The sequence below is a fragment of the Chitinophaga silvisoli genome (assembly GCF_003412465.1).
Lineage (GTDB): Bacteria > Bacteroidota > Bacteroidia > Chitinophagales > Chitinophagaceae > Chitinophaga > Chitinophaga silvisoli.
Window position 1 is genome coordinate 439,291 of sequence record NZ_QTJV01000001.1, and the last position, 20,052, is coordinate 459,342.

Genomic DNA, 20,052 nt, shown 5'->3' on the forward strand with positions numbered 1-20,052 from the left:
TTATGAACCGCAGTATAATTATATTATTAAGCCTCTCCCTGATGGGAATGACTGGCTGTAGTAAATTCCTGGAAGAACAAAACCCATCTTCCCTTACGATCGATAAGTATTATAAAAATGCCGGCCAGGCACAGTCTGCCGTAGATGGCGCATATGAACAACTAAGGGTATTCCAGAACGGCGATGGTTATGGTGAAACACCCTGGATCTCTATGGAGATGCTGGTAGGCCATGCGAAGACGCTGGGCCAGAGTACATATAACAGTAGCATGATCAAGCATACGGCCGGTAGCAGTGACCCTGTATTCATGTCAGTATGGAAAGGGTTCTATAATGGTATTGCCAACTGTAATGTGGCCATCCAGCATATTCCCGATGTGAGCATGGACGATGCCCAGAAGAGCAACCTGATGGGACAATTATATTTCCTGCGTGCTTTCTACTATTACCAGCTGGTAAGATTGTATGGGGATGTACCCCTGGTGCTGGAAGCCGTGGATGCAAACAGCCCTTTGCTGTATCCTGCCCGCACACCTGCTGCTGAAGTGTATGATCAGATTGTGAAAGACCTGCAGGCCGCGGAGTCCTCTTCCATGCCTACCACCGATGCTACAGGCCGTGCTTCTGTTATGGCGGCAAAATCCCTGCTGTCCAGCGTATACCTGACTATGGCCGGGTATCCATTGCAGAAAGGTACGCCTTACTACCAGCTGGCTGCCGACAAAGCTGCCGAAGTAATAGAGGGTGGTGGCTATGCACTGTTTGACAACTACCTCTACCTGCACGACAGGGCGCATAAGAACGGTTCAGAGTTCATTATGCAGGTACAGTATTCCGGAAGCATTGTAGCGAACAATATTGCCCGCTTAATCATTCCTGAGAAAATAGGCATCTCTAAGTTCGGCGATGAATATGGGGCACTCATGCCATACAATCAATTTGTAGCCTCTTACGAAACAGGTGATAAGCGTACAGAAGAAAAGCAATTCTTCTTTACCAATTACAATGGCAGAGATTTCGGTGAATATGCACTCTATAAATACTGGCTGGAAGAGGCAGCCAATCCTGTTACGGGCGATGCTAATTCCGATGAGAACTGGACACTGTTCCGCCTGCCTGAAATCATGCTGATCTATGCAGAGGCCAGCAACGAAGTAAGTGGTCCTACAGACAAGGCGTATGCACAGATCAATGCCATCCGCAAAAGGGCTAATCTGGCACCATTGTCAGGTTTGACGAAAGAGGATTTTCGCCAGCAGGTGTGGAAGGAGCGTTATCATGAACTGGCATTCGAAGACAAAGCTTATTTCGATATTCAGCGTACACACATGATGTATGACCTGGACAACAATGTATTTGTAGATGCGACCAGCAAGCCCAATATCCAGGGTGTGACCTTCACCACGAAGTATTACATCTGGCCATTGCCACAGAATGAACTGGATGCGAATAAAAACCTGACACAGAACGACGAATGGAAATAAATTCTCCCGTTTATTCAAACAAAAAAACGCCTGCGCAAGCAGGCGTTTTTTTTAGATAGGGTTTCCAGGGATAGGTTGGGGTTGCGTTCATTCTATCTTTACTTTATCAATCCTTGTTTTTCTGCAGCTAACTGCGCATTGATCCTCGTCACGATATCATTATAGTGCATTCTGGTCAGCTTATCCAGACCTGCATTTGCCGCCTGTTTCTTAGAAAGTTCCAGTACTGTCATCATGGCTTCTTTTACAAGTGCTCTTTCGTCGGACTTGTCAAAGTTGTAACCAAACGGCTGGATCTGGTCACTGATGTTTTCTGTGCCCATATTTGCATACACCTGCTGCATCAGTCTGCCCACATATGATTTCTGCAAAGCACGACGGTACATATCTACATTCTTACCTGCATACGCTTCGGTAAAGATGCCTTTGTTCAGATCATCTAACATCTCAGTCAGTGTATACACTTTCACATGCTTGTTGGCAGCATATACCTGCTCTGACCATAAAAGGCGGCTGAAACGGCCACGGGTCAGGATATACTCCAGGATGTCGCGTTGTACATCGTTGACCTCAGTAGCAAAGTTCAGCGTAGTTCTTTCTATCAGATCGCTGTTCAACCAGGTTGGCGTTTCAAACAATTGCTTGTTAATGAATGCCATGGCTGCTTTTTGCTTCTCATATGGCGCTGGTTCAACATTGCTCTTTGCAGCATCGCCTACCATGTTTTCAGTTACATACACACTACCGATATAGCCCATTGCATGAACAAGGTACCTTGAGTATTGGCTGTACAGGGTTTGGATCTGTGCCATTGGTTTATCAAAGTCTTCCCCTTTTTTACCAGCCCAGCTCAGTACACCCGGCATTAATCTTTTCAGATTTTTGATACCATATTCACCGGCTTTCACAGCATCGTCACCCAGGTCTTCGCTCTGACAACGGCCATCCGTGAAGTTAACTTCGCTACCGAAGTACAGGCGGTGGTTTGCAGCCAGGCTATCGCTGACCATTTTGGATAAGGCGGATTTTTCTTCAGCAGCAGTTTTATATTCATTGTGCATATCATATCCCCACTTAATGGCCCAGAAGTCGTAGTCATTAATACGTGGGAATAATCCTGCTTCACCAATATGATCTTCAGGCTGTGCTACGTAGTTGAAACGTGCGTAGTCCATGATAGAAGGCGTGTGGCCATGTGCTTCTACCCATTCCTTGTCACGCAGTTTTTCAACAGGTACAGTGGAGCTGGAACCAAAGTTGTGCAGCAGACCCAGTGTATGACCTACTTCGTGAGAAGATACGAAGCGGATGAGCTGACCCATCAGGGAATCTGGCAGTTCATTGTTCAGCGCACGGGGATCAACAGCACCACATTGTGCCATATACCAGCGTTGCAGCAGGCTCATTACGTTGTGGTACCAGAAGATGTGGCTCTCGATGATCTCACCACTGCGGGGGTCAGATACGCTTGGGCCCATGGCATTGGCAATCACAGAAGGACGGTAGATGATAGCAGAGTGGGTAGCATCGTCGATGCTCCAGGTGCTATCCTCTTCTTTGGTAGGAGCGATGCGTGCATATACTGCATTTTTGAAACCGATCTTTTCGAAGGCTTTCTGCCAGTCGTTTACACCCTGGATCAGGTAGGGCACCCATTTCTTAGGCGTGGTAGGATCTATGTAGTAGACAATTGGTTTAGCTGGTTCTACCAGTTCACCACGTTTATACTTTTCCACATCTGCAGGCTTAGGTTCCAATCTCCAGCGTTTCACATAGATCTGTTCTTTTACACCCTGTGGATCTGCATCGTAGTCAATATGACCTACAGCGAAGTAACCTACACGGCCATCCATCGCTCTTGGTTTCATCGGCTTTTCAGGCAGCAGTACCATAGAGGAGTTCAGTTCTACGGTATAAGAAGAGGAGGTAGGATTGAGACCAGCACTGTAAGTCTTTACTGCATGTACTTCTACATTTGAATTGAAAGCACGTACATAATCGATAAAGCTGCGCTCATTCACCTGTGACCCCATACCGGCCCTGTCTTTGAATTTCTTGTTCTGGAAGTATAAAACTTCGTTGTCGCTGTTTACAAATTCAGTCGCATCGAATACCACACCACTTGAATCCGGTGCATAAGCGGCGATAGGCCATGCCATGGCAATAGCCTGCACATTGTTCTTTTGAACGCTGGCAAACATTGCCTGGGTGCTGTCTTCGCTATATTCCCTGAAAGAAATACGGCGTAATAATAATTTTTTAGAAGGGCCCAGTTCGAACCTGAAAACGGTTTCACCAATCTGGTCGCCGGCGTAGCCTGAGCTACCATTGCGCATCTCGGCAGATGCTTTGGATACACGGCTCACGATCAGGATATCCCTGCCCATCATTTTGTTAGGCACTTCGAAGAAATACTTTTCTTCTTTCTGGTGTACAGTGATGAAGCCTTTGCTTGACTTCATATCGGCTGTGATTACTTCTTTGTACGGCTTTACAGGTGATGGACCTGATTTCTTTGTTGAGTCAGAAGGGTTGGCGCTTTTCTGTGTGGTGGACTCTTGTTTCTTCTTGTGTCTAAAGATCTGACCATGAACAGTGGTCACCGCCATAAGAGAAATTCCTATGGCGATGGCTACTGTTGGGCGTTGGCGTTGTAGCATGATTTGTTTGAGTTTTGTTATTTATTAGTAACCGTCATTCTGAATAAGATTCGGATTTGCCTGAATCTGCGTAGCCGGGATGGGCATTAATGCAGCAGTAGGTTTCCAGTTAGATTTTTCTGCACCCAGTACTGCGTCGATCCTACCGGTACGTTTCAGGTCATACCAGCGGTTGCCCCATTCGAAGGCCATTTCCACCTGGCGTTCGTGGTAGATGGCAGCCAGCAGGTCGTCGTTAGTGCCTTCGTAGCCACCCAGACCAGCTCTTGACCTTACGGTATTCAGATTCGTGATCGCATCTGAATAGTTACCCAGGTGTGCCTGCGCTTCTGCCAGTACCAGGTACATATCCGCAAGGCGGAACATTACATAGGCTTCTGTTGTTGGAGCATTCAATACCCTGTTCTTGTATTTTGAAGGATAATTGTAGGTGGACCCGTATAATGTAGTTTGAGTGATCCAGCTTGCCTTGCGAAGGTCATTTGCTTCGTATGCATTTACCAGGATACGATTTACCTGGTAAGCAGGAGCAGAGTAAATAGAGGATGGCAGCAAGGTATAACCTTCTCCTGTCTGGAAGTTGGAAGTACTTACATTACTACCGGGAAGATTCCAGATCACTTCATCACTGGATTGTAAAAAGACAGTGGATGGTGTAGTGGCCAGTGCATAATTACCGGAGGCTAAAATCTGGTTCACCATCAGCGCTGCACTATCCCATTGCTGGCGGTATAAGAATACCTTGGCAGAAAGTGCCATCGCTGTGTACAGGTTTGGACGGAATTTCGTGCCTGCAGTGGACGGATAATCTTCCTTCAGTACGGCGCGGGCTTCTGCCAGATCGGCCTGGATCAACTGGTACACTTCATCTACAGATGCTCTTCCCTGTTGTGCTGTCTTGTTGTAGTCAGTACTTGTAATTAAAGGTACACCACCAAACAGGTTTACCATCTGGAAGTAATAAAAGGCACGGTCAAATTTCATCTCCGCAACCAATGCTCTTTTCAGGGAATCGCTGATAGCAGAAGTACCACCAATACCAGCTATACAGGCATTCATCTGGTAAAGATTGGAATATGCTGAATTCCACAAAGTAAGTGCAGAACCATCATCTCCCAGGTAGGCATTGTTCACATAAGTGGAGCTATAGGCATAGGTCAGTTCATCGGCAGCCTGGCCGGTATTAACCGTTACCATTGTAGCACCGAGCGAACCGCCGGCGGAGTTTGCTTTGAAGTTGGAATAGACACCTGCTACCGCTGAGATGATACCTGAACTGTCACTAAAAACGGTGCTTTCTGAAATCTGATCAATCGGATGAGCAGGAATATCCACCAGCTTATTACAGGACATTGCGAACAGCGCTGCCGCCGCAATCATATATATAGAACGATTTTTCTTCATGATAAATACATTTTAAACAATTAGAACTCCAGGTTGAAACCACCGGTTATGATCAACTGCATAGGTACTGTATAAAGCATACCCGGCATTTCAGGATCACCAAACTTATAGTTGGTAATCGTAAACAGGTTCTGTGCATTGATGTTGAAAGAACAAGACTGAATACCCATTTTCCTTACAGTTTTTTCCGGCAGTGAATAAGCCAGCATGAGGCTTTTCAGACGCAGGTAAGTGTTGTTGCTATACACCGCATCGGAACTGGTGAAGTAACTACCATAGCGTTGCGCCAGCTGTCCGTTCCTGGCTGCACCATAATAGCCTGTGGTCAGGCGCATTAATTTTGCATTATCACCTGGTTTAGTCCAGAACATATCCTGCATGAATGATGGCAGGTTAACCTGTCCACCTGGTAAGGGAGATGCATAACTGAGACCTGCCAGGTAGTTCTTGGCCATAGCCCTGGAGAATTTGAAGAGCAGGCTCAGGCTCCAGTTCTTATAGGTGAAATTGTTGTTCAGACCACCAAAGAAATCTGTCTGTGCATTGGCAATTGGCTGCATATCCCCACCCTTTGCAATATTGGACGTAGCCGGTGCAGAAGTAATGGTGCCATTCGCCTTATAATACTGGAATACACCGGTTGTATCATTGATACCGGCATATTTAAATCCATAGATCATGGAAGTAGATTTCCCGATAGCATAAGTAGCTGAATAAGCAGATGTTGCTAAGCCAGGGAAGGAAATCAGTTTATTCCTGTTGCCGGAAATATTAAAAGAGGTTACCCATTTGAAATCCTTCCTCGTGATAGTGCGGGTCGTAATGGATAATTCCAGGCCTGCATTCTGCAGCGTAGCATCCATGTTCATCACTACATTGCTAAAACCAACCTGTGTAGGCAGTGTATAACCAGTGAGCTGGTTACCTGTTCTGGCACGGTAATAAGCCAAATTCATCAGGATCTTATCGTCTATAAATCCGAGGTCCAGGCCAAGGTTGATAGAGCGTTTGGAAGCCCAGCTATAGTCCGGATTGTAAAGATTGTTAGCTGTATACGGACGGGTACCATCAAAAGTCTGTGTAGCTGTTGTAGACCCTACTTTCCAGAATGGCTGGTATTTATAAGGAGCTACGCCATCAGAACCATTCGTACCATAGTTACCTGAAATCTTTGCAAAGCTCAGTACCTTATTCAAGGGTTTCATAAATGGTTCTTCAGAGATGATCCAGCCTGCACCAACGGCTCCAAAGTTGCCGAAACGGCGGCCAGGTCCAAAGTTGCTGGAACCATCGCGGCGACCGGTCAGGTTCAGAATGTACTTTTCCTTATAGGTATAATTGATACGGCCAAATCCCGCTACATATTTGGAAACACTTGCACCATCTGATACACTGATACCTGTTGCAGCCATAATAGTTCCCAATAAACCATCATCCGTATAACCAGTGCCTAATTGCTCTGAATAGTCGCGTGTTACCTTTTTGTAGGTACCACCTGCCAGGACAGACAGTTCACCGTCTCCGATGGTCTTTCTGTAGTCTACCTGTGGTTCCAGGTTGATTGTCTGGTCATTGCTCCGGCCAAAGTTGGCACTCGCATCGGGATTATTTGCCGGGTTCGCAGCAGCTTTTGGGGTGGCACTATACTGCTTGGTCATGTTCAGGCCCCAACCCGCATTTGCAGCAACGCTCAACCCGGGAATGATCTCATAAGTTAAACGGAGATAATTGTTGAACAGGTAACTGTTGACCTGGTATGGTTTTTTTAACTCCGCCAGTAATTGATCAGAACTTACATCCATTCCCTTATACGTCCACACCAGGTTACCATTTGCATCCAGCATATCCGGATGATCAGGAACGGTCATCAGTGCCTGGCCCAGGGTAGTACTTCCTGAAGAGTTATTATCTTCGTAAGACACATCACTGCCGAAATCAGCCCTGATCTTGTTATTGCTGGAATGCGTGCTCAATGCACTATGCAGGGTATAACGTTTATCGTAAAAGTTGCCCGGCAAATTATAACCCTGTCTGGTATAACCGGCAGCAACCATATAGGTGCTATTTCCGGCACCTCCTGACATGCTCAGGTGAGCATCAGTACTGTTGGCTGTACCACCATAATATTTGCTGGCAAAGTCTGTATATTTAGTCGTATCATAAACAAACAGATCTTTGAAATAACTCTGATCTGAAGGGAAGGAGGTAATACTATCCATGGTGATGGCTTGATGACGGATACGGAGGTATTGCTGTGTATTCATCATATCCAGTTTACGTGCCATCAGGCTGGGACCGGTTACCACGCTTACATTCACCCTGTTTCTGCCAGGCTTTCCTTTTTTGGTGGTGATCACCACTACACCATTCGCACCCTGTGAACCATATATGGAGGTCGCATCTGCATCTTTCAATACACTGATACTTTCGATATCCAGAGGATTCAAACCATTCAATGTACTGAAACCACTGGCATTACCACCGGAGTTGAAGCTGCTCAGCAACATGGAGATGTCATTGTTCTGTGCAGGCAACGGAATTCCATCTACGATAATGAGGGGCTGATCGTACACAATAGCACTTGCAGAGCTGGACAGCGTATTTTGTCCGCGTAACTGCCAGGTTTGTCTGGCACCGGGTACACCGCTAAATACGTTTATTTCCATCCCAGGCACACGACCATTAAGGGCATTTGTAATATTGGTCGCACCTGAATTTTTGATATCTGCGGAAGATACGGTGGAAACATTACCTACGTTAAAACGCCTGGTATTGGTACCATAAGCAATCACCTGTACTTCATCCAGCGGATTGTTTGAGCGTGACAGCCTGATTGCATACACCCTGTCCCTGCCTTCTTTTACAGGTAATTCTTTGGTTACATAACCTGTGAAGGAAACGATCAGGCGCTGGTTATCGTCAACGTTTTTGATAACGAAGTTACCGTTGCCGTCAGTGATCACCACTTCTTTCGTCCCTTTGATACGAACGGTGGCACCAATCAGCGGAATGCCCAGGGAATCCATGACACGGCCATGAAGATCTTCAGGCGGTGCAGGCAATGTGGTGAAGTCAGGCTGCGTGAGCTTATCCTTCAGTACCACAGTTTTGTTCACGATAGAAAAGGTGAGCGGCTGATTTAAGAGCGCCTGCTTCATTGCTTCTTCCAGCGGCATAGATTTCAGGTCTACGCTTACAGGGATACCTGTACGGACCATCGCATCATTGTAAAAAAAATTGTAACCTGTTTGCTTCTTAAATTCTTTAAATACCAGCTCCAGGGAAGCGTTTCGAACATTCAATGACACGTTCTGAGCATACGTGCTGGCCTTAACCTGTAAACAAGCGGCCAATACAAATACGACTGTGAATTTCATAATCAACAGTAGTTTGGTTGATAACAGACACGGCAATGTTTTGCCGTTTGCATTTAACAGCATAGATTTGGCTGGATTTGAGTCATCCCGGATGGACTCCGTTCAGACGGTAAAAAAATAAGTTAGTCTGGCTTGACTATTTATGATAAGTGACTCAAGACAATTCGCGCCCCGAACCCCCATTCGGGGCGTTTTCGTATCCAGTCACATGATCCTGGTATAAGGTGGTGTATGATTAATTAAGTACAGTAAGCTGTCTGCCTTCCAGGCGGAAATGAACCCGGCTCATCTGTAATATTTGTAAAAGCTCAGTCAGTGTAGCAGTACGCGGTATTTCACCTGTAAAGGTGTCATCAGGTACTTTGTTACCGGTATATACGACATCTATGTCGTACCAGCGGGCTACATCCCGTAAAACCTGTGCAATACTGCTGTTCTGGTAGGCAAATAATCCTTCTTTCCATGCTACCACCTCATCAACTGAGGTAGCCATGCTGACCTGGATCTGTTTGCCTGCTGCATATCTGGCCTGTTGTCCGGGCACAATCCGGAGGCCTTGCTGCAGATGGTCTACCTGTACGCTACCTTGTAAAAGTGTAACTCTCGTGTCTGCCTCATCTTCATAAGCTTTGATATTAAAATGCGTACCCAGCACAGTAACAAGACTGCTATCTCTTTGGTTGGTTTTAATATTTACTAAAAAAGGAATTTTGTGGTCGCCGGCAGGTGCTACTTCAAAATAGGCTTCCCCTGCTACAGTCACCTTTCTTTCCTTGCCTGAAAAGGCAACAGGATAGGTGAGGGAGGTACCCGCATTGAGCCATACCCGGCTACCATCAGATAAGGTGATAGAAGTAACCTGACTTCCTTTTGGATTTGTAAGCGTATTGAGTAAAATTTCTTCGTGTTGTCCCTGTGATTGATAAACGATTTCTCCGTTGGCTAATCTCATTACTTTAGTCTGACCCTGCATGACCAATTGCCCGTTGGCAATACTGTCTGCCTGCACCTGTTGTCCATTGGATAATGTGATGGTGGCTTTGTGGGTAGCAGGGGCTTTAATGTCTGATGCGATGGCAATAGATGGCTGTGTAGTGGAATGAGACCCGGTAAATTTGTAAATGCTGATGCCGATGAGGAGCGCAGCTGCGGCCGCTACAGCCGCAACGCGCCACTTACGGATAGATAGGACTCTTGTTGGCTCTTCTCTTTTCAGAATGTTGTTGAGAATGACTCTTGAAGTGGCGTCGGATAGGTTATGAACTGGCTCATTATATTTTAGCCATGCAGCTTCCAGCACAGCTTTTAGCTGCGGATCATCCACGCCCTCTATGAGCGTGAATAGCTCTTTTTTCTCCTGCCAGGTGCAGGTGCCGGATGTTAATTTGTCCAATAATGCTGTGATCCTGTCAATCGACATTTGGCTGATTTTCTTTATAAAAAGTTCGTCCCCTTACGTATAAGACAAACAACTGAAACTTTCGGTCTAGTCGATCCGAAAAAAAATTTAACTTTTTTTAAAAAGAGGGAGTTCTAAGGAACAATGCTTATTTAATCTTCTCTGCTAAAAGTATGTACAGATAAATAATGCTGATAATATGTGAGGACTCCAGGTAAGTCCTGATCTTTTTTAGTGCCTGTACCATATGGTTGCGTACGGTCGCGGCAGAGATCCCCATCTCAGCAGCTATTTCTTCGTATTTCAGCCCGTGTTCACGGCTGAGCATAAATACTTTATATTGTTGTTGTGGCAGGGAAGCCAGCGCCTTCGCCAGTACTTCCTGCACTTCTTTTTCCGACATAGCCTGGGCGGTACCGTTTTCGTCGATGGTATACAATTGCAACTCATCGAGGATCTTTATTTCGCGGCTCTGCCTGCGCATCAGGTTAATGGCCTGATTGGCAGCCATGCGGAACAAATATGCATTGAAATTGTCGATTTCACCCAGTTGAGCACGGCGCGTCCACAACTTCATGAACACGTCCTGTAGAACGTCTTCAGCAGCTGTAGGTGAGTTGCCAAGGTGCAGGAGGAATGAATATAATTTATCTTTATACTTATGGAAGAGAGCTTCAAAGGCTACTTCATCATTGCTCGCCAACTTGTTCACTAGTACTATGTCATCCTGATGGTGCATCGACGATAAAATTACATAAAAGACTGTATTATTTCCGGTAACGATTGCGTAAATAAACCTTCGTGTTATAAGATGATTTTTATAGCTTCCGCCTGCTCTAAATTCCGGTTATGAAATATCTTATTCATTTATGCCTGCTCTTTGCCAGCTTTTCCCTCCCTGCGCAGGAGAAGAAATTGCTAGTAGTAGCCCATGATGGCTCAGGCGACTTTTCCAGTATCCAGGATGCGGTAAATGCCGTGCGGGATTTTCAGTATTGGAGAGTCACCATTTTTATTAAAAAAGGAACTTATCATGAGAAGCTGGTGATCCCCTCCTGGAAGACAGGCATCACACTAATTGGTGAATCTCTCGACAGCACAGTTATCACTAACAGCGACTTTTCAGGAAAGCCATATCCCGGGGGCAGGGACAGTAATGGAAGAGACAAGTTCGGCACCTTTACTTCTTATACCGTATTGGTTCAGGGCAATGATGTGGTGCTCCGGAACCTGACAATTGTAAATGCAGCTGGCCAGGTGGGGCAGGGAGTAGCACTGCATGTGGAGGGAGACCGTTGTAAATTCCTGCATTGCAGATTATTGGGCAACCAGGACACCCTATATGCAGGTAAGGAAGACAGCCGGCAGTTTTATGACAGCTGTTATATAGAAGGCACGACCGATTTCATTTTTGGCGCAGCTACTGCGGTGTTTAAAGATTGTACCATTTTCAGTATCCGGAATTCCTATATCACGGCCGCTTCCACGACCGCCAATCAACCCTATGGATTTGTATTTATGCATTGCAACCTGCTGGCTGCCGATACTGCTACAAAGGTGTACCTGGGGCGGCCATGGCGACCTTATGCTGCTACCTTATTCATGGATTGCACATTGGGTAAACACATCCTGCCTGTGGGCTGGCATAACTGGGATAAGGCAGAAAATGAACAGACCGCAAGATACCGGGAATATGACAATAATGGCCCCGGCGCGGGTACCAGTCAGCGGGTAAGCTGGTCCAAACAACTTACCAGGCAGGAAGCGGAAGCTATTACAATCACTAAAATTCTGAAAGGGTGGGATCCAACCGTGCTACTTTAATTTTTATACTTTTCTCTCTTTTAGGAATAAAGGGATATAGCCAGCGAACGCTAAGCGATTATGTAAGCCGGTTCAATGCTGCAGATAGCGAGACCGTGCAGAACTATGTGAATAACGCACAGGCTTATGAATGGCTCAATAAGAACATTCCTTTGCTGCAATGCCCGGATAGTATCATTGAGAAGATCTACTATTATCGCTGGTGGACTTTCAGGAAGCACCTGAAGGAAACCCCGGATGGCTTTATCTTTACCGAGTTTATTCTGCCGGTAAAACATGCGGGCAGGTACAATGCACTGAGTTGTGCCCTGGGCCATCACATCAATGAAGGCAGGTGGCTGAGAGATACACAATATATCAACCAGGACATCAGGTATTGGTTTATAGCCGATGCACAACAAAAGACACCGAAGTTCCACCAGTTCAGCAGCTGGGCAGAATGGGCGGTGTTAGAAAGAATCAAGGTAAGCGGGGATACCGCAATGGCTGTAAAGTTACTTCCCTACATGGACGCTGATTTCCAGCTGTGGGAAAAGGAAAAGCGCCTGCCTGGTGGATTATTCTGGCAGTTCGACGTAAAAGACGGGATGGAAGAGTCGATCAGTGGCGGCAGGAAGGAAAAGAATATCCGGCCTACCATCAACAGTTATATGTATGGCAATGCGGTGGCAATGGCCCAAATGGCAAAGCTGGCCGGAAATGAGAATCTTTATAGAAAATATACATCTGAGGCCGGCAACATCAAATCGCTGGCAGTAGATAGCATGTGGGATAGTAAAGCAGCATTTTTTAAAGTACGCCTGGCAAAAGGAGGTTTGTCAGATGCCCGTGAAGAAATTGGCTTTATCCCCTGGTATTTTAATTTACCCGACGATCAGCCCAGGTATGCCCATGCATGGCAACAATTGATAGATACAGCAGGATTTAATGCACCCTGGGGCATCACTACGGCCGAAAGAAGGCATCCGGCCTTTCGCAGTCATGGTACAGGCGGGTGTGAGTGGGATGGTGCACTATGGCCTTTCGCCACTACCCAAACCCTGAAGGCATTATCCAACCTGCTGCGTGATTATAAGCATAAAGGCGGTATGACACCGGCTGTTTATTATGACCTATTGCAGACCTATGCCCGTTCCCACCAGAAAAACGGCGAACCCTACCTGGGAGAGTACCAGGATGAAAAGAACGGTTATTGGCTAAAAGGGGATAATCCAAGAAGCAGCTATTATAACCACTCAGGTTTCTGTGATCTTGTGATCAATGACCTGGTGGGCATTCGTCCGTCACTTGATAACAAAGTGACGATTGATCCAATGGTACCCTGGAAATGGTTCCAATTATCAGATATTCCCTATCATGGGCATATGATCACCGTCAGCTGGAATTATAAAAAGAAAGGATTTTACATATATGTGGATAATGTGGAAAAATATCATGGAAAAAAATTAAAGGCTGTAATGCTTACTTTATAAGCAAAAGCTACAATCCTAACTTTTATCATGATAAAGACCATTTTCATTTTTGTATCTTCGCCACTCTGATACGAATAAAAACACACATGTTATGAACAGCCGTAAACGAATTCTTGCCGGCTTGCTAGCGCTCAGCTTAGCAGGCGGTGTAAGTGCACAAACGAAGAATAATCAGAATGGTAAACAGGCGTTTATTAATAACCTGATCAAAAAAATGACGCTGGAAGAAAAAATCGGGCAGCTGAACCTGCTCACCAGCGAAATGGACGTTACCGGCCCGTTCATGAATGCGGGATACAAAAAAGACATTGAAGAAGGTCGTTGTGGCTCCATCTTCAATGCTTACACACCTCAGTATACCCGTCAGTTACAGGACCTGGCAATGAAGACCCGTCTTAAAATTCCTTTATTATTCGGATATGATGTGATTCATGGCCACAAGACCATCTTCCCTATTCCATTGGGAGAGGCTTGTACCTGGGACCTGGCTCTTATGGAGAAGAGCGCCCGCATTGCTGCTGTAGAAGCCAGCGCGGATGGTCTGCAATGGACGTATTCCCCCATGGTCGACATTGCACGTGATCCCCGTTGGGGCCGTGTAGCCGAAGGGGTAGGTGAAGACACCTGGTATGGTGTACAGGTAGCCAAAGCCAAAGTAAAAGGCTACCAGGGTACCGACCTTTCTCTGAACAACACTATCCTGGCCTGCGTAAAACACTTCGCACTCTATGGCGCTGTGGAAGCTGGTCGTGACTACAATACTGTAGACATGGGCCGCCAGAAAATGTATGAGTACTACCTGCCGCCTTACAAAGCGGCCGTTGATGCGGGTGTAGCTACTGTAATGACTTCCTTCAACGAAGTAGACGGTATTCCTGCTACCGGCAACAAATGGCTGATGACAGACCTGCTCCGTAAACAGTGGGGTTTCAAAGGCTTTGTAGTAACGGATTACACCGCGATCAATGAAATGATGGCACATGGTGTAGGCGATGAATATAGAGTGGGCGAACTGGCGCTGAAAGCAGGGGTAGACATGGATATGCAGGGTAGTGTATATACCAGGCAACTGGCAAAACTGGTAGCCGATAAAAAGCTCACCGTTGCGCAGATCGATACCTGTGTATACCGTATCCTTTCCGCTAAGTATGACCTGGGCCTCTTTAAAGACCCTTATTTATATTGTGACAACAGCAGGCCTGCAAAAGAGATCCTGACACCTGAAACCCGTGCTGCTGCACGCGAAATCGGTGCCCGTTCTATTGTACTGCTGAAAAACCAGAACGAGTTACTGCCACTGAAAAAAGAGGCTAAAATTGCCCTGATCGGACCTTTGGCAGACAGCAAACGTGATATGATCGGTAACTGGTCTGCTGCCGGTGATTATACCAAATCAGTAACCCTGCTGGAAGGTATCAAACAGAAACTGGGTGGTGCAGGCAATGTTACTTACCTGCGTGGTGCACATTACACCAACGATACAACCCTGCTGAAAAGAGCATTACAGAAAGCGAAACTGACAGACGAAGATACTGCCAACAGCGCAGGGATGCTGGCGGATGCGGTAGCACTGGCGCAGAAATCAGATATCGTAGTACTGGCACTGGGAGAATCTTACGGTATGAGTGGTGAAGCTGCCAGCCGTTCCAATATCAGCATTCCTGAAAACCAGGAAAAACTGCTGAGAGCTGTATACGCCACCGGCAAACCAGTGGTACTGGTGCTGATGAATGGCCGTCCGCTCACACTGGAATGGGAAGATGCCCACATTCCCGCTATCGTGGAAACATGGTTCCTGGGTACAGAAGCAGGTAATTCCATTGCGGACGTACTGTTTGGTGATTACAACCCGGCTGGTAAGCTGACTATGACCTTTCCCCGCAGTGTAGGCCAGATTCCAATCTATTACAATCACAAGAATACCGGTCGTCCTGAAGATCCAAATAACAAGTATTCTTCTAAATACCTGGATATTACTAACGAGCCGCTGTATCCATTTGGTTATGGCCTGAGCTATACTCATTTCACTTACGGTCCTGTACAGCTGGACAAAACCCAGCTCAAAGCATCTGCAGGCGGCAACGTGAAAGTAAGCGTAGCAGTGACCAACAGCGGTAATTATGATGGTGAAGAGGTGGTACAGCTGTACATCCGTGACAAGGTGGCAAGCGTAACCCGCCCGGTAAAGGAGCTGAAAAACTTCAAAAAGATCTCCCTGAAGAAAGGAGAGACACGGACAGTGACCTTTGAACTGAGCGTTCAAGACCTGAAATTCTACAATTCAGACCTGAAATATGTGGCTGAACCAGGTGATTTCTCTGTATTCGTAGGTGGCAACAGCCGCGATACGCAGTCCGCAGACTTCGCATTAGTACCTTAATAAATACCTATAGGTATAATTAAATCCTTAAAAAGGCCGGCTATAACAGCCGGCCTTTTTAGTTTCGGAGAATTTTTGGTGAATTTTTGTATCGATTCAGAATTGACTTTACATGTTGTGGGTTAATTATGATCTGATTAAATTTACTAACATGAAAAGAAAAGCAGGACCACCCCCGATCTATGCAGACAGCCTGAAAATCACTGTCGCCCGGGAATATCTGAGCGGAGCACAAAGCTATGGTCAATTGGCAGAGAAATATGCGCTCAGGAATGCAGCTGTTGCCAGAAGTATGGTTAGATGGTACGAAAAGTACTATAGCCTGGATCGGTTGCCAGTTGTTGAAAATCCGCCGGTAGCGCCAGCTGTTACCCCTGTAGCGCCATCTTCGGTATCGCAAAAAGATGCTGCTGACAAAGAGAAAGATAAGCAATTAAAAGAGGCGCTTTTAAAGGTGGAAGCCCTTGAATTATTGATCGCAAATGCCCAAAAGGAGTTGGGAATCGATCTGATAAAAAAGTCTGGTTCCAAACAGCCCAACAAATGAAAACGAATCATCCGGTTGTTGGACTGGAGCGGATTTGCAGGCTGTTTGGAAAGACCAGGCAAGCTTTTTATGAGCACGGCTGGCACAATGGGAATCAGCAGTTAGAGGAAGCCTTTATTGTCGATCTGATAAAACAACACCGTGAGTTATGGGAAGGAGGTGCTGTCAAGCTACACAAACTGCTCCAACCCATTCTGTTGCAGCATCATATTGGCATAGGGCGTCCGCGCTTTTTAAAATTGCTGTATACTCATCAGTTAATGCTTCCTAAGCGTAAAAGTCGCTACACCCGTACAACAGATTCCAACCATCCTTATCGCAAATGGCCTAATCTTACAGCAGGTCTTCATCTTAGCAGTGCTGGTCAATTATGGGTGAGTGATATCACGTATCTGCGTACCGAACAAGGTTTTAACTACCTTTCTGTCGTTACAGATGCCTACTCAAAAAAGATAGTAGGGTATCATTTAAGTCAACGGCTTAAAGTTCAGGGCTCTATAATCGCACTAAACAAGGCAATTAAGTCGTTAGGATCGGCAGCTCAAAATTTAATACATCATTCAGACCGCGGCATCCAGTACGCCTGTAACGATTATGTAGAATTACTTCAGCACCACCAAATCAGTATTTCTATGACAGAATCAGGAAGTCCCTACGATAACGCAGTGGCTGAGCGGGTGAATGGTATTCTAAAACATGAATTTCGGCTGAAAAGGATCTTTAAGACCTACGGAGAGGCGCTTAATGCCGTTAGCAAGGCCATTGATTATTATAACCGTGTCAGACCGCACATGAGTTGTAACTACCTGACACCCAATGAGGCACACACCAAAAAGGGCGCTTTGTCCTCAAAATGGAAGAAAAGAAACAAAGTAATGAGTAATTTACACCTGTAAAGCGCTCGCTGAACCAAGCTCCAACCTGTAAAGCTAATTCTGCATACAATACGTCAACTGTAAGGTTTTTCTGTACTAAGACATTTTGCCTGGAAAAGGGAGATATTCCGCAGATAACCCGCAGATAACCCGCATATATTCCGCCTATAACCCGCATTCTAAAAGAGGCGGGTTACCTGCGGCTTATTAGCGGATCATTGCCGGGAAACTTCTATTATTAGCCTATTATTAGAAACCATTCAAAACCCGTCTTAAAAATTTAATTTTATTTAAATAAATAGTTCCTACCTTCGCATCATTATTCAAATCAAACATGAACGCAAACGTACATACACATCATCACCATCATTTCTTACCACGCAGGTAGGCTGGGATGATAATATGTACTATCAGGATATTAGAACATCATCAGGGGCTTACCGACCGGTAAGCCCCTTTTTTGTTTTCACGGAACATTAACAAGAACATGAAACTGAGAATTGCCATTCAGAAATCAGGACGTTTACACGACGATTCCATCAAGCTGTTGAAAGAATGCGGTATCGACATCAACAATGGTGTTAATAAGCTGAAAACAGAAGCCAGTAACTTCCCGCTGGAAGTATTCTTCCTGCGCGATGATGATATTCCGCAATACGTGGAAGATGGCGTAGCCGACCTGGGTATCGTTGGTGAGAATGTGGTACTGGAAAAGAACCGCCCTGTAAGAACAGTAGAGAAGCTGGGTTTTGGCAAATGCCGTCTTTCTCTCGCTGTTTCCAAATCAGTGGAGTACAATGGTGTAAAAGACATGGACAAGCTGCGTATTGCTACCAGCTATCCTGTGATCCTGGAGAAGTTCCTGAAGGAACATGGTCTGACTGCAGATATTCATGAAATCAGTGGTTCCGTGGAAATCGCTCCCGGCATCGGTCTGGCAGACGCTATCTGCGACCTGGTAAGCAGTGGTTCCACCCTGTTTATGAATGGTCTGAAAGAAGTAGAAGTGATCCTGAAATCTGAGGCAGTGCTGATCTCCAACAGCAGTCTTACCACGGAGCAGGAAGCCATTCTTCGCAAGTTGCAGTTCCGCATCCAGGCGGTGAAGAAAGCAAAGAACAACAAATACATCCTGCTGAATGCACCTAATGATAAATTAAAGGAAATCATCTCCCTCCTGCCAGGTATGAAGAGTCCTACCGTACTGCCACTGGCAGAAGAAGGCTGGAGCTCTGTTCACTCAGTGCTGAACGAAAATGATTTCTGGGATATCATTGAAAGCCTGAAAGAAGCAGGTGCCCAGGGTATACTGGTAGTTCCAATTGAAAAGATGATCATTTAATATTACTGACAATGTTGGTATTCGAATATCCAGAACGTTCACAATGGCCGGAGCTGCTGCGCCGCCCGGTATTTGACAACACTGCATTGGAAACCAGTGTAGGCAACATCCTTGCGGATGTACGACAGAATGGAGATGCAGCCGTGCGCAAATATGCGCAGCAATTTGATAAGGTACAGCTGGATGCCCTGGCAGTAAGTCCGGCGGAGTTTGCACAGGCAGCAGCCAGCCTTGATCCCGCACTGAAAAAAGCCATCTTACAGGCTAAGCATAATATAGAAGTCTTCCACAAAGCACAGCAGGAATCAGGCAAGGTGATTGAAACCATGCCCGGTGTACAATGCTGGCGCAAACCTGTAGCGATAGAGAAAGTCGGATTATATATTCCGGGTGGTTCCGCACCACTGTTTTCCACCATCCTCATGCTGGGCATCCCGGCTGTGATAGCAGGATGTAAGGAAATCATTCTCTGCACCCCTTCCAATGCAAAAGGTGAGGTTCACCCCGCGGTGCTGTATGCCGCCGAGCAGGTAGGGCTGGATCGTGTATACAAGATCGGTGGCGTACAGGCGATAGCTGCCATGGCTTACGGAACTGAGAGTGTACCCCGTGTACACAAGATCTTTGGACCGGGCAACCAGTACGTAACCTGTGCGAAACAACTCATCAACAAAGATGGTGTGGCGATCGATATGCCTGCGGGCCCTTCGGAAGTAGCCGTGCTGGCAGATGAGACCTGTGTGCCTGCTTTCGTAGCAGCTGATCTGCTGTCACAGGCAGAACACGGTCCTGACAGCCAGGTATTGCTGGTGACCACCACCCCTGATATCATCAAAGGCGTACAGGAACAGGTAGCTGCACAACTGGCAACGCTGCCACGCAAAGACATCGCTGCAAAGGCGCTGGAAAACAGCCGTATCATACTGGTACGGGACAACGAAGAAGCGATGGACCTGCTGAATGCTTATGCACCTGAGCACCTGATCGTAGCCTGCAAAGACGATATCACGATTGCAGATGCTGTGATCAATGCCGGTTCTGTATTCCTGGGTAATTACTCTCCTGAAAGTGCGGGCGACTATGCTTCCGGTACGAACCATACCCTGCCTACCAATGGTTATGCTACTGCTTACAGTGGCGTATCGCTGGATAGCTTCGTGAAAAAAATTACCTACCAGCGCCTTACCAAAGAAGGTTTGCAGCATATAGGTAGTACCATCGAAATCATGGCCGCAGCAGAAGGGCTGGATGCACACAAGAATGCGGTGACCCTCCGTCTGAAATAATT

General features: G+C 46.2%; 13 protein-coding genes. 8 read left to right on the forward strand and 5 right to left on the reverse strand.

Going from position 1 to position 20,052, the window contains the following annotated elements; all coding sequences use genetic code 11:
- Positions 1-2: 2 nt before the first annotated feature.
- A complete protein-coding gene (locus DXN04_RS01860) occupies positions 3-1,484 on the forward strand; it encodes a RagB/SusD family nutrient uptake outer membrane protein (RefSeq protein ID WP_199414969.1) in 1,482 nt (493 codons plus the stop codon).
- A gap of 98 nt (positions 1,485-1,582) precedes the next feature.
- On the opposite strand, the gene DXN04_RS01865 is transcribed toward DXN04_RS01860, so the two are convergent.
- The 5 genes from DXN04_RS01865 to DXN04_RS01885 all read right to left on the reverse strand — a co-directional run bounded on the left by DXN04_RS01865 (position 1,583) and on the right by DXN04_RS01885 (position 11,036).
- Positions 1,583-4,144, reverse strand: a complete 2,562-nt coding sequence (locus tag DXN04_RS01865) for a zinc-dependent metalloprotease (RefSeq protein WP_233525502.1) — start codon at positions 4,142-4,144, stop codon at positions 1,583-1,585.
- Between the two features lie 24 nt (positions 4,145-4,168).
- Positions 4,169-5,548 (reverse strand): RagB/SusD family nutrient uptake outer membrane protein, encoded by a 1,380-nt coding sequence (locus tag DXN04_RS01870; protein ID WP_116851603.1) that lies wholly within the window; start codon positions 5,546-5,548, stop codon positions 4,169-4,171.
- A 20-nt stretch (positions 5,549-5,568) separates the two neighbouring features.
- The gene (locus tag DXN04_RS01875; protein ID WP_158568804.1) at positions 5,569-8,925 is read right to left on the reverse strand and encodes a SusC/RagA family TonB-linked outer membrane protein; all 3,357 of its coding nucleotides are present in this window, start codon (positions 8,923-8,925) and stop codon (positions 5,569-5,571) included.
- A 235-nt stretch (positions 8,926-9,160) separates the two neighbouring features.
- The gene (locus DXN04_RS01880; RefSeq protein ID WP_116851605.1) at positions 9,161-10,345 is read right to left on the reverse strand and encodes a FecR family protein; all 1,185 of its coding nucleotides are present in this window, start codon (positions 10,343-10,345) and stop codon (positions 9,161-9,163) included.
- A 127-nt stretch (positions 10,346-10,472) separates the two neighbouring features.
- The gene (locus DXN04_RS01885; RefSeq protein WP_158568807.1) at positions 10,473-11,036 is read right to left on the reverse strand and encodes an RNA polymerase sigma factor; all 564 of its coding nucleotides are present in this window, start codon (positions 11,034-11,036) and stop codon (positions 10,473-10,475) included.
- 137 nt (positions 11,037-11,173) lie between these two features.
- On the opposite strand from DXN04_RS01885, the gene DXN04_RS01890 reads away from it, so the two are divergent.
- The 7 genes from DXN04_RS01890 to hisD all read left to right on the forward strand — a co-directional run bounded on the left by DXN04_RS01890 (position 11,174) and on the right by hisD (position 20,050).
- The gene (locus DXN04_RS01890) at positions 11,174-12,148 is read left to right on the forward strand and encodes a pectinesterase family protein (RefSeq protein WP_116851607.1); all 975 of its coding nucleotides are present in this window, start codon (positions 11,174-11,176) and stop codon (positions 12,146-12,148) included.
- On the forward strand, positions 12,124-13,620 hold the full coding sequence (locus DXN04_RS01895) for an MGH1-like glycoside hydrolase domain-containing protein (protein ID WP_147319815.1): 1,497 nt from the start codon (positions 12,124-12,126) through the stop codon (positions 13,618-13,620). The genes DXN04_RS01890 and DXN04_RS01895 overlap by 25 nt, the downstream gene beginning before the upstream one ends.
- Before the next feature lie 91 nt (positions 13,621-13,711).
- Entirely contained in the window at positions 13,712-16,000 is a 2,289-nt protein-coding gene (gene bglX / locus DXN04_RS01900) for a beta-glucosidase BglX (protein ID WP_116851609.1), read from the forward strand.
- Positions 16,001-16,151: 151 nt separating this feature from the next.
- Positions 16,152-16,547, forward strand: a complete 396-nt coding sequence (locus DXN04_RS01905; RefSeq protein WP_147319816.1) for a hypothetical protein — start codon at positions 16,152-16,154, stop codon at positions 16,545-16,547.
- Positions 16,544-17,443, forward strand: a complete 900-nt coding sequence (locus DXN04_RS01910) for an IS3 family transposase (protein ID WP_116851611.1) — start codon at positions 16,544-16,546, stop codon at positions 17,441-17,443. The genes DXN04_RS01905 and DXN04_RS01910 overlap by 4 nt, the downstream gene beginning before the upstream one ends.
- Positions 17,444-17,909: 466 nt before the next feature.
- Positions 17,910-18,764, forward strand: coding sequence for an ATP phosphoribosyltransferase (hisG, locus tag DXN04_RS01915; protein WP_116851612.1), 855 nt, complete (start codon positions 17,910-17,912; stop codon positions 18,762-18,764).
- 11 nt (positions 18,765-18,775) lie between these two features.
- Complete coding sequence (gene hisD, locus DXN04_RS01920) at positions 18,776-20,050, forward strand: histidinol dehydrogenase (protein WP_116851613.1); 1,275 nt, start codon at positions 18,776-18,778, stop codon at positions 20,048-20,050.
- Positions 20,051-20,052: the final 2 nt, after the last annotated feature.

Excerpts from the sequence above, each read along its gene's own strand:
- DXN04_RS01860 (WP_199414969.1), top strand. The coding sequence starts at position 3 with ATGAACCGCAGTATAATTATATTATTAAGCCTCTCCCTGATGGGAATG.
- DXN04_RS01865 (WP_233525502.1), bottom strand. The coding sequence starts at position 4,144 with ATGCTACAACGCCAACGCCCAACAGTAGCCATCGCCATAGGAATTTCT.
- DXN04_RS01870 (WP_116851603.1), bottom strand. The coding sequence starts at position 5,548 with ATGAAGAAAAATCGTTCTATATATATGATTGCGGCGGCAGCGCTGTTC.
- DXN04_RS01875 (WP_158568804.1), bottom strand. The coding sequence starts at position 8,925 with ATGAAATTCACAGTCGTATTTGTATTGGCCGCTTGTTTACAGGTTAAG.
- DXN04_RS01880 (WP_116851605.1), bottom strand. The coding sequence starts at position 10,345 with ATGTCGATTGACAGGATCACAGCATTATTGGACAAATTAACATCCGGC.
- DXN04_RS01890 (WP_116851607.1), top strand. The coding sequence starts at position 11,174 with ATGAAATATCTTATTCATTTATGCCTGCTCTTTGCCAGCTTTTCCCTC.
- bglX (WP_116851609.1), top strand. The coding sequence starts at position 13,712 with ATGAACAGCCGTAAACGAATTCTTGCCGGCTTGCTAGCGCTCAGCTTA.
- DXN04_RS01905 (WP_147319816.1), top strand. The coding sequence starts at position 16,152 with ATGAAAAGAAAAGCAGGACCACCCCCGATCTATGCAGACAGCCTGAAA.
- DXN04_RS01910 (WP_116851611.1), top strand. The coding sequence starts at position 16,544 with ATGAAAACGAATCATCCGGTTGTTGGACTGGAGCGGATTTGCAGGCTG.
- hisG (WP_116851612.1), top strand. The coding sequence starts at position 17,910 with ATGAAACTGAGAATTGCCATTCAGAAATCAGGACGTTTACACGACGAT.
- hisD (WP_116851613.1), top strand. The coding sequence starts at position 18,776 with ATGTTGGTATTCGAATATCCAGAACGTTCACAATGGCCGGAGCTGCTG.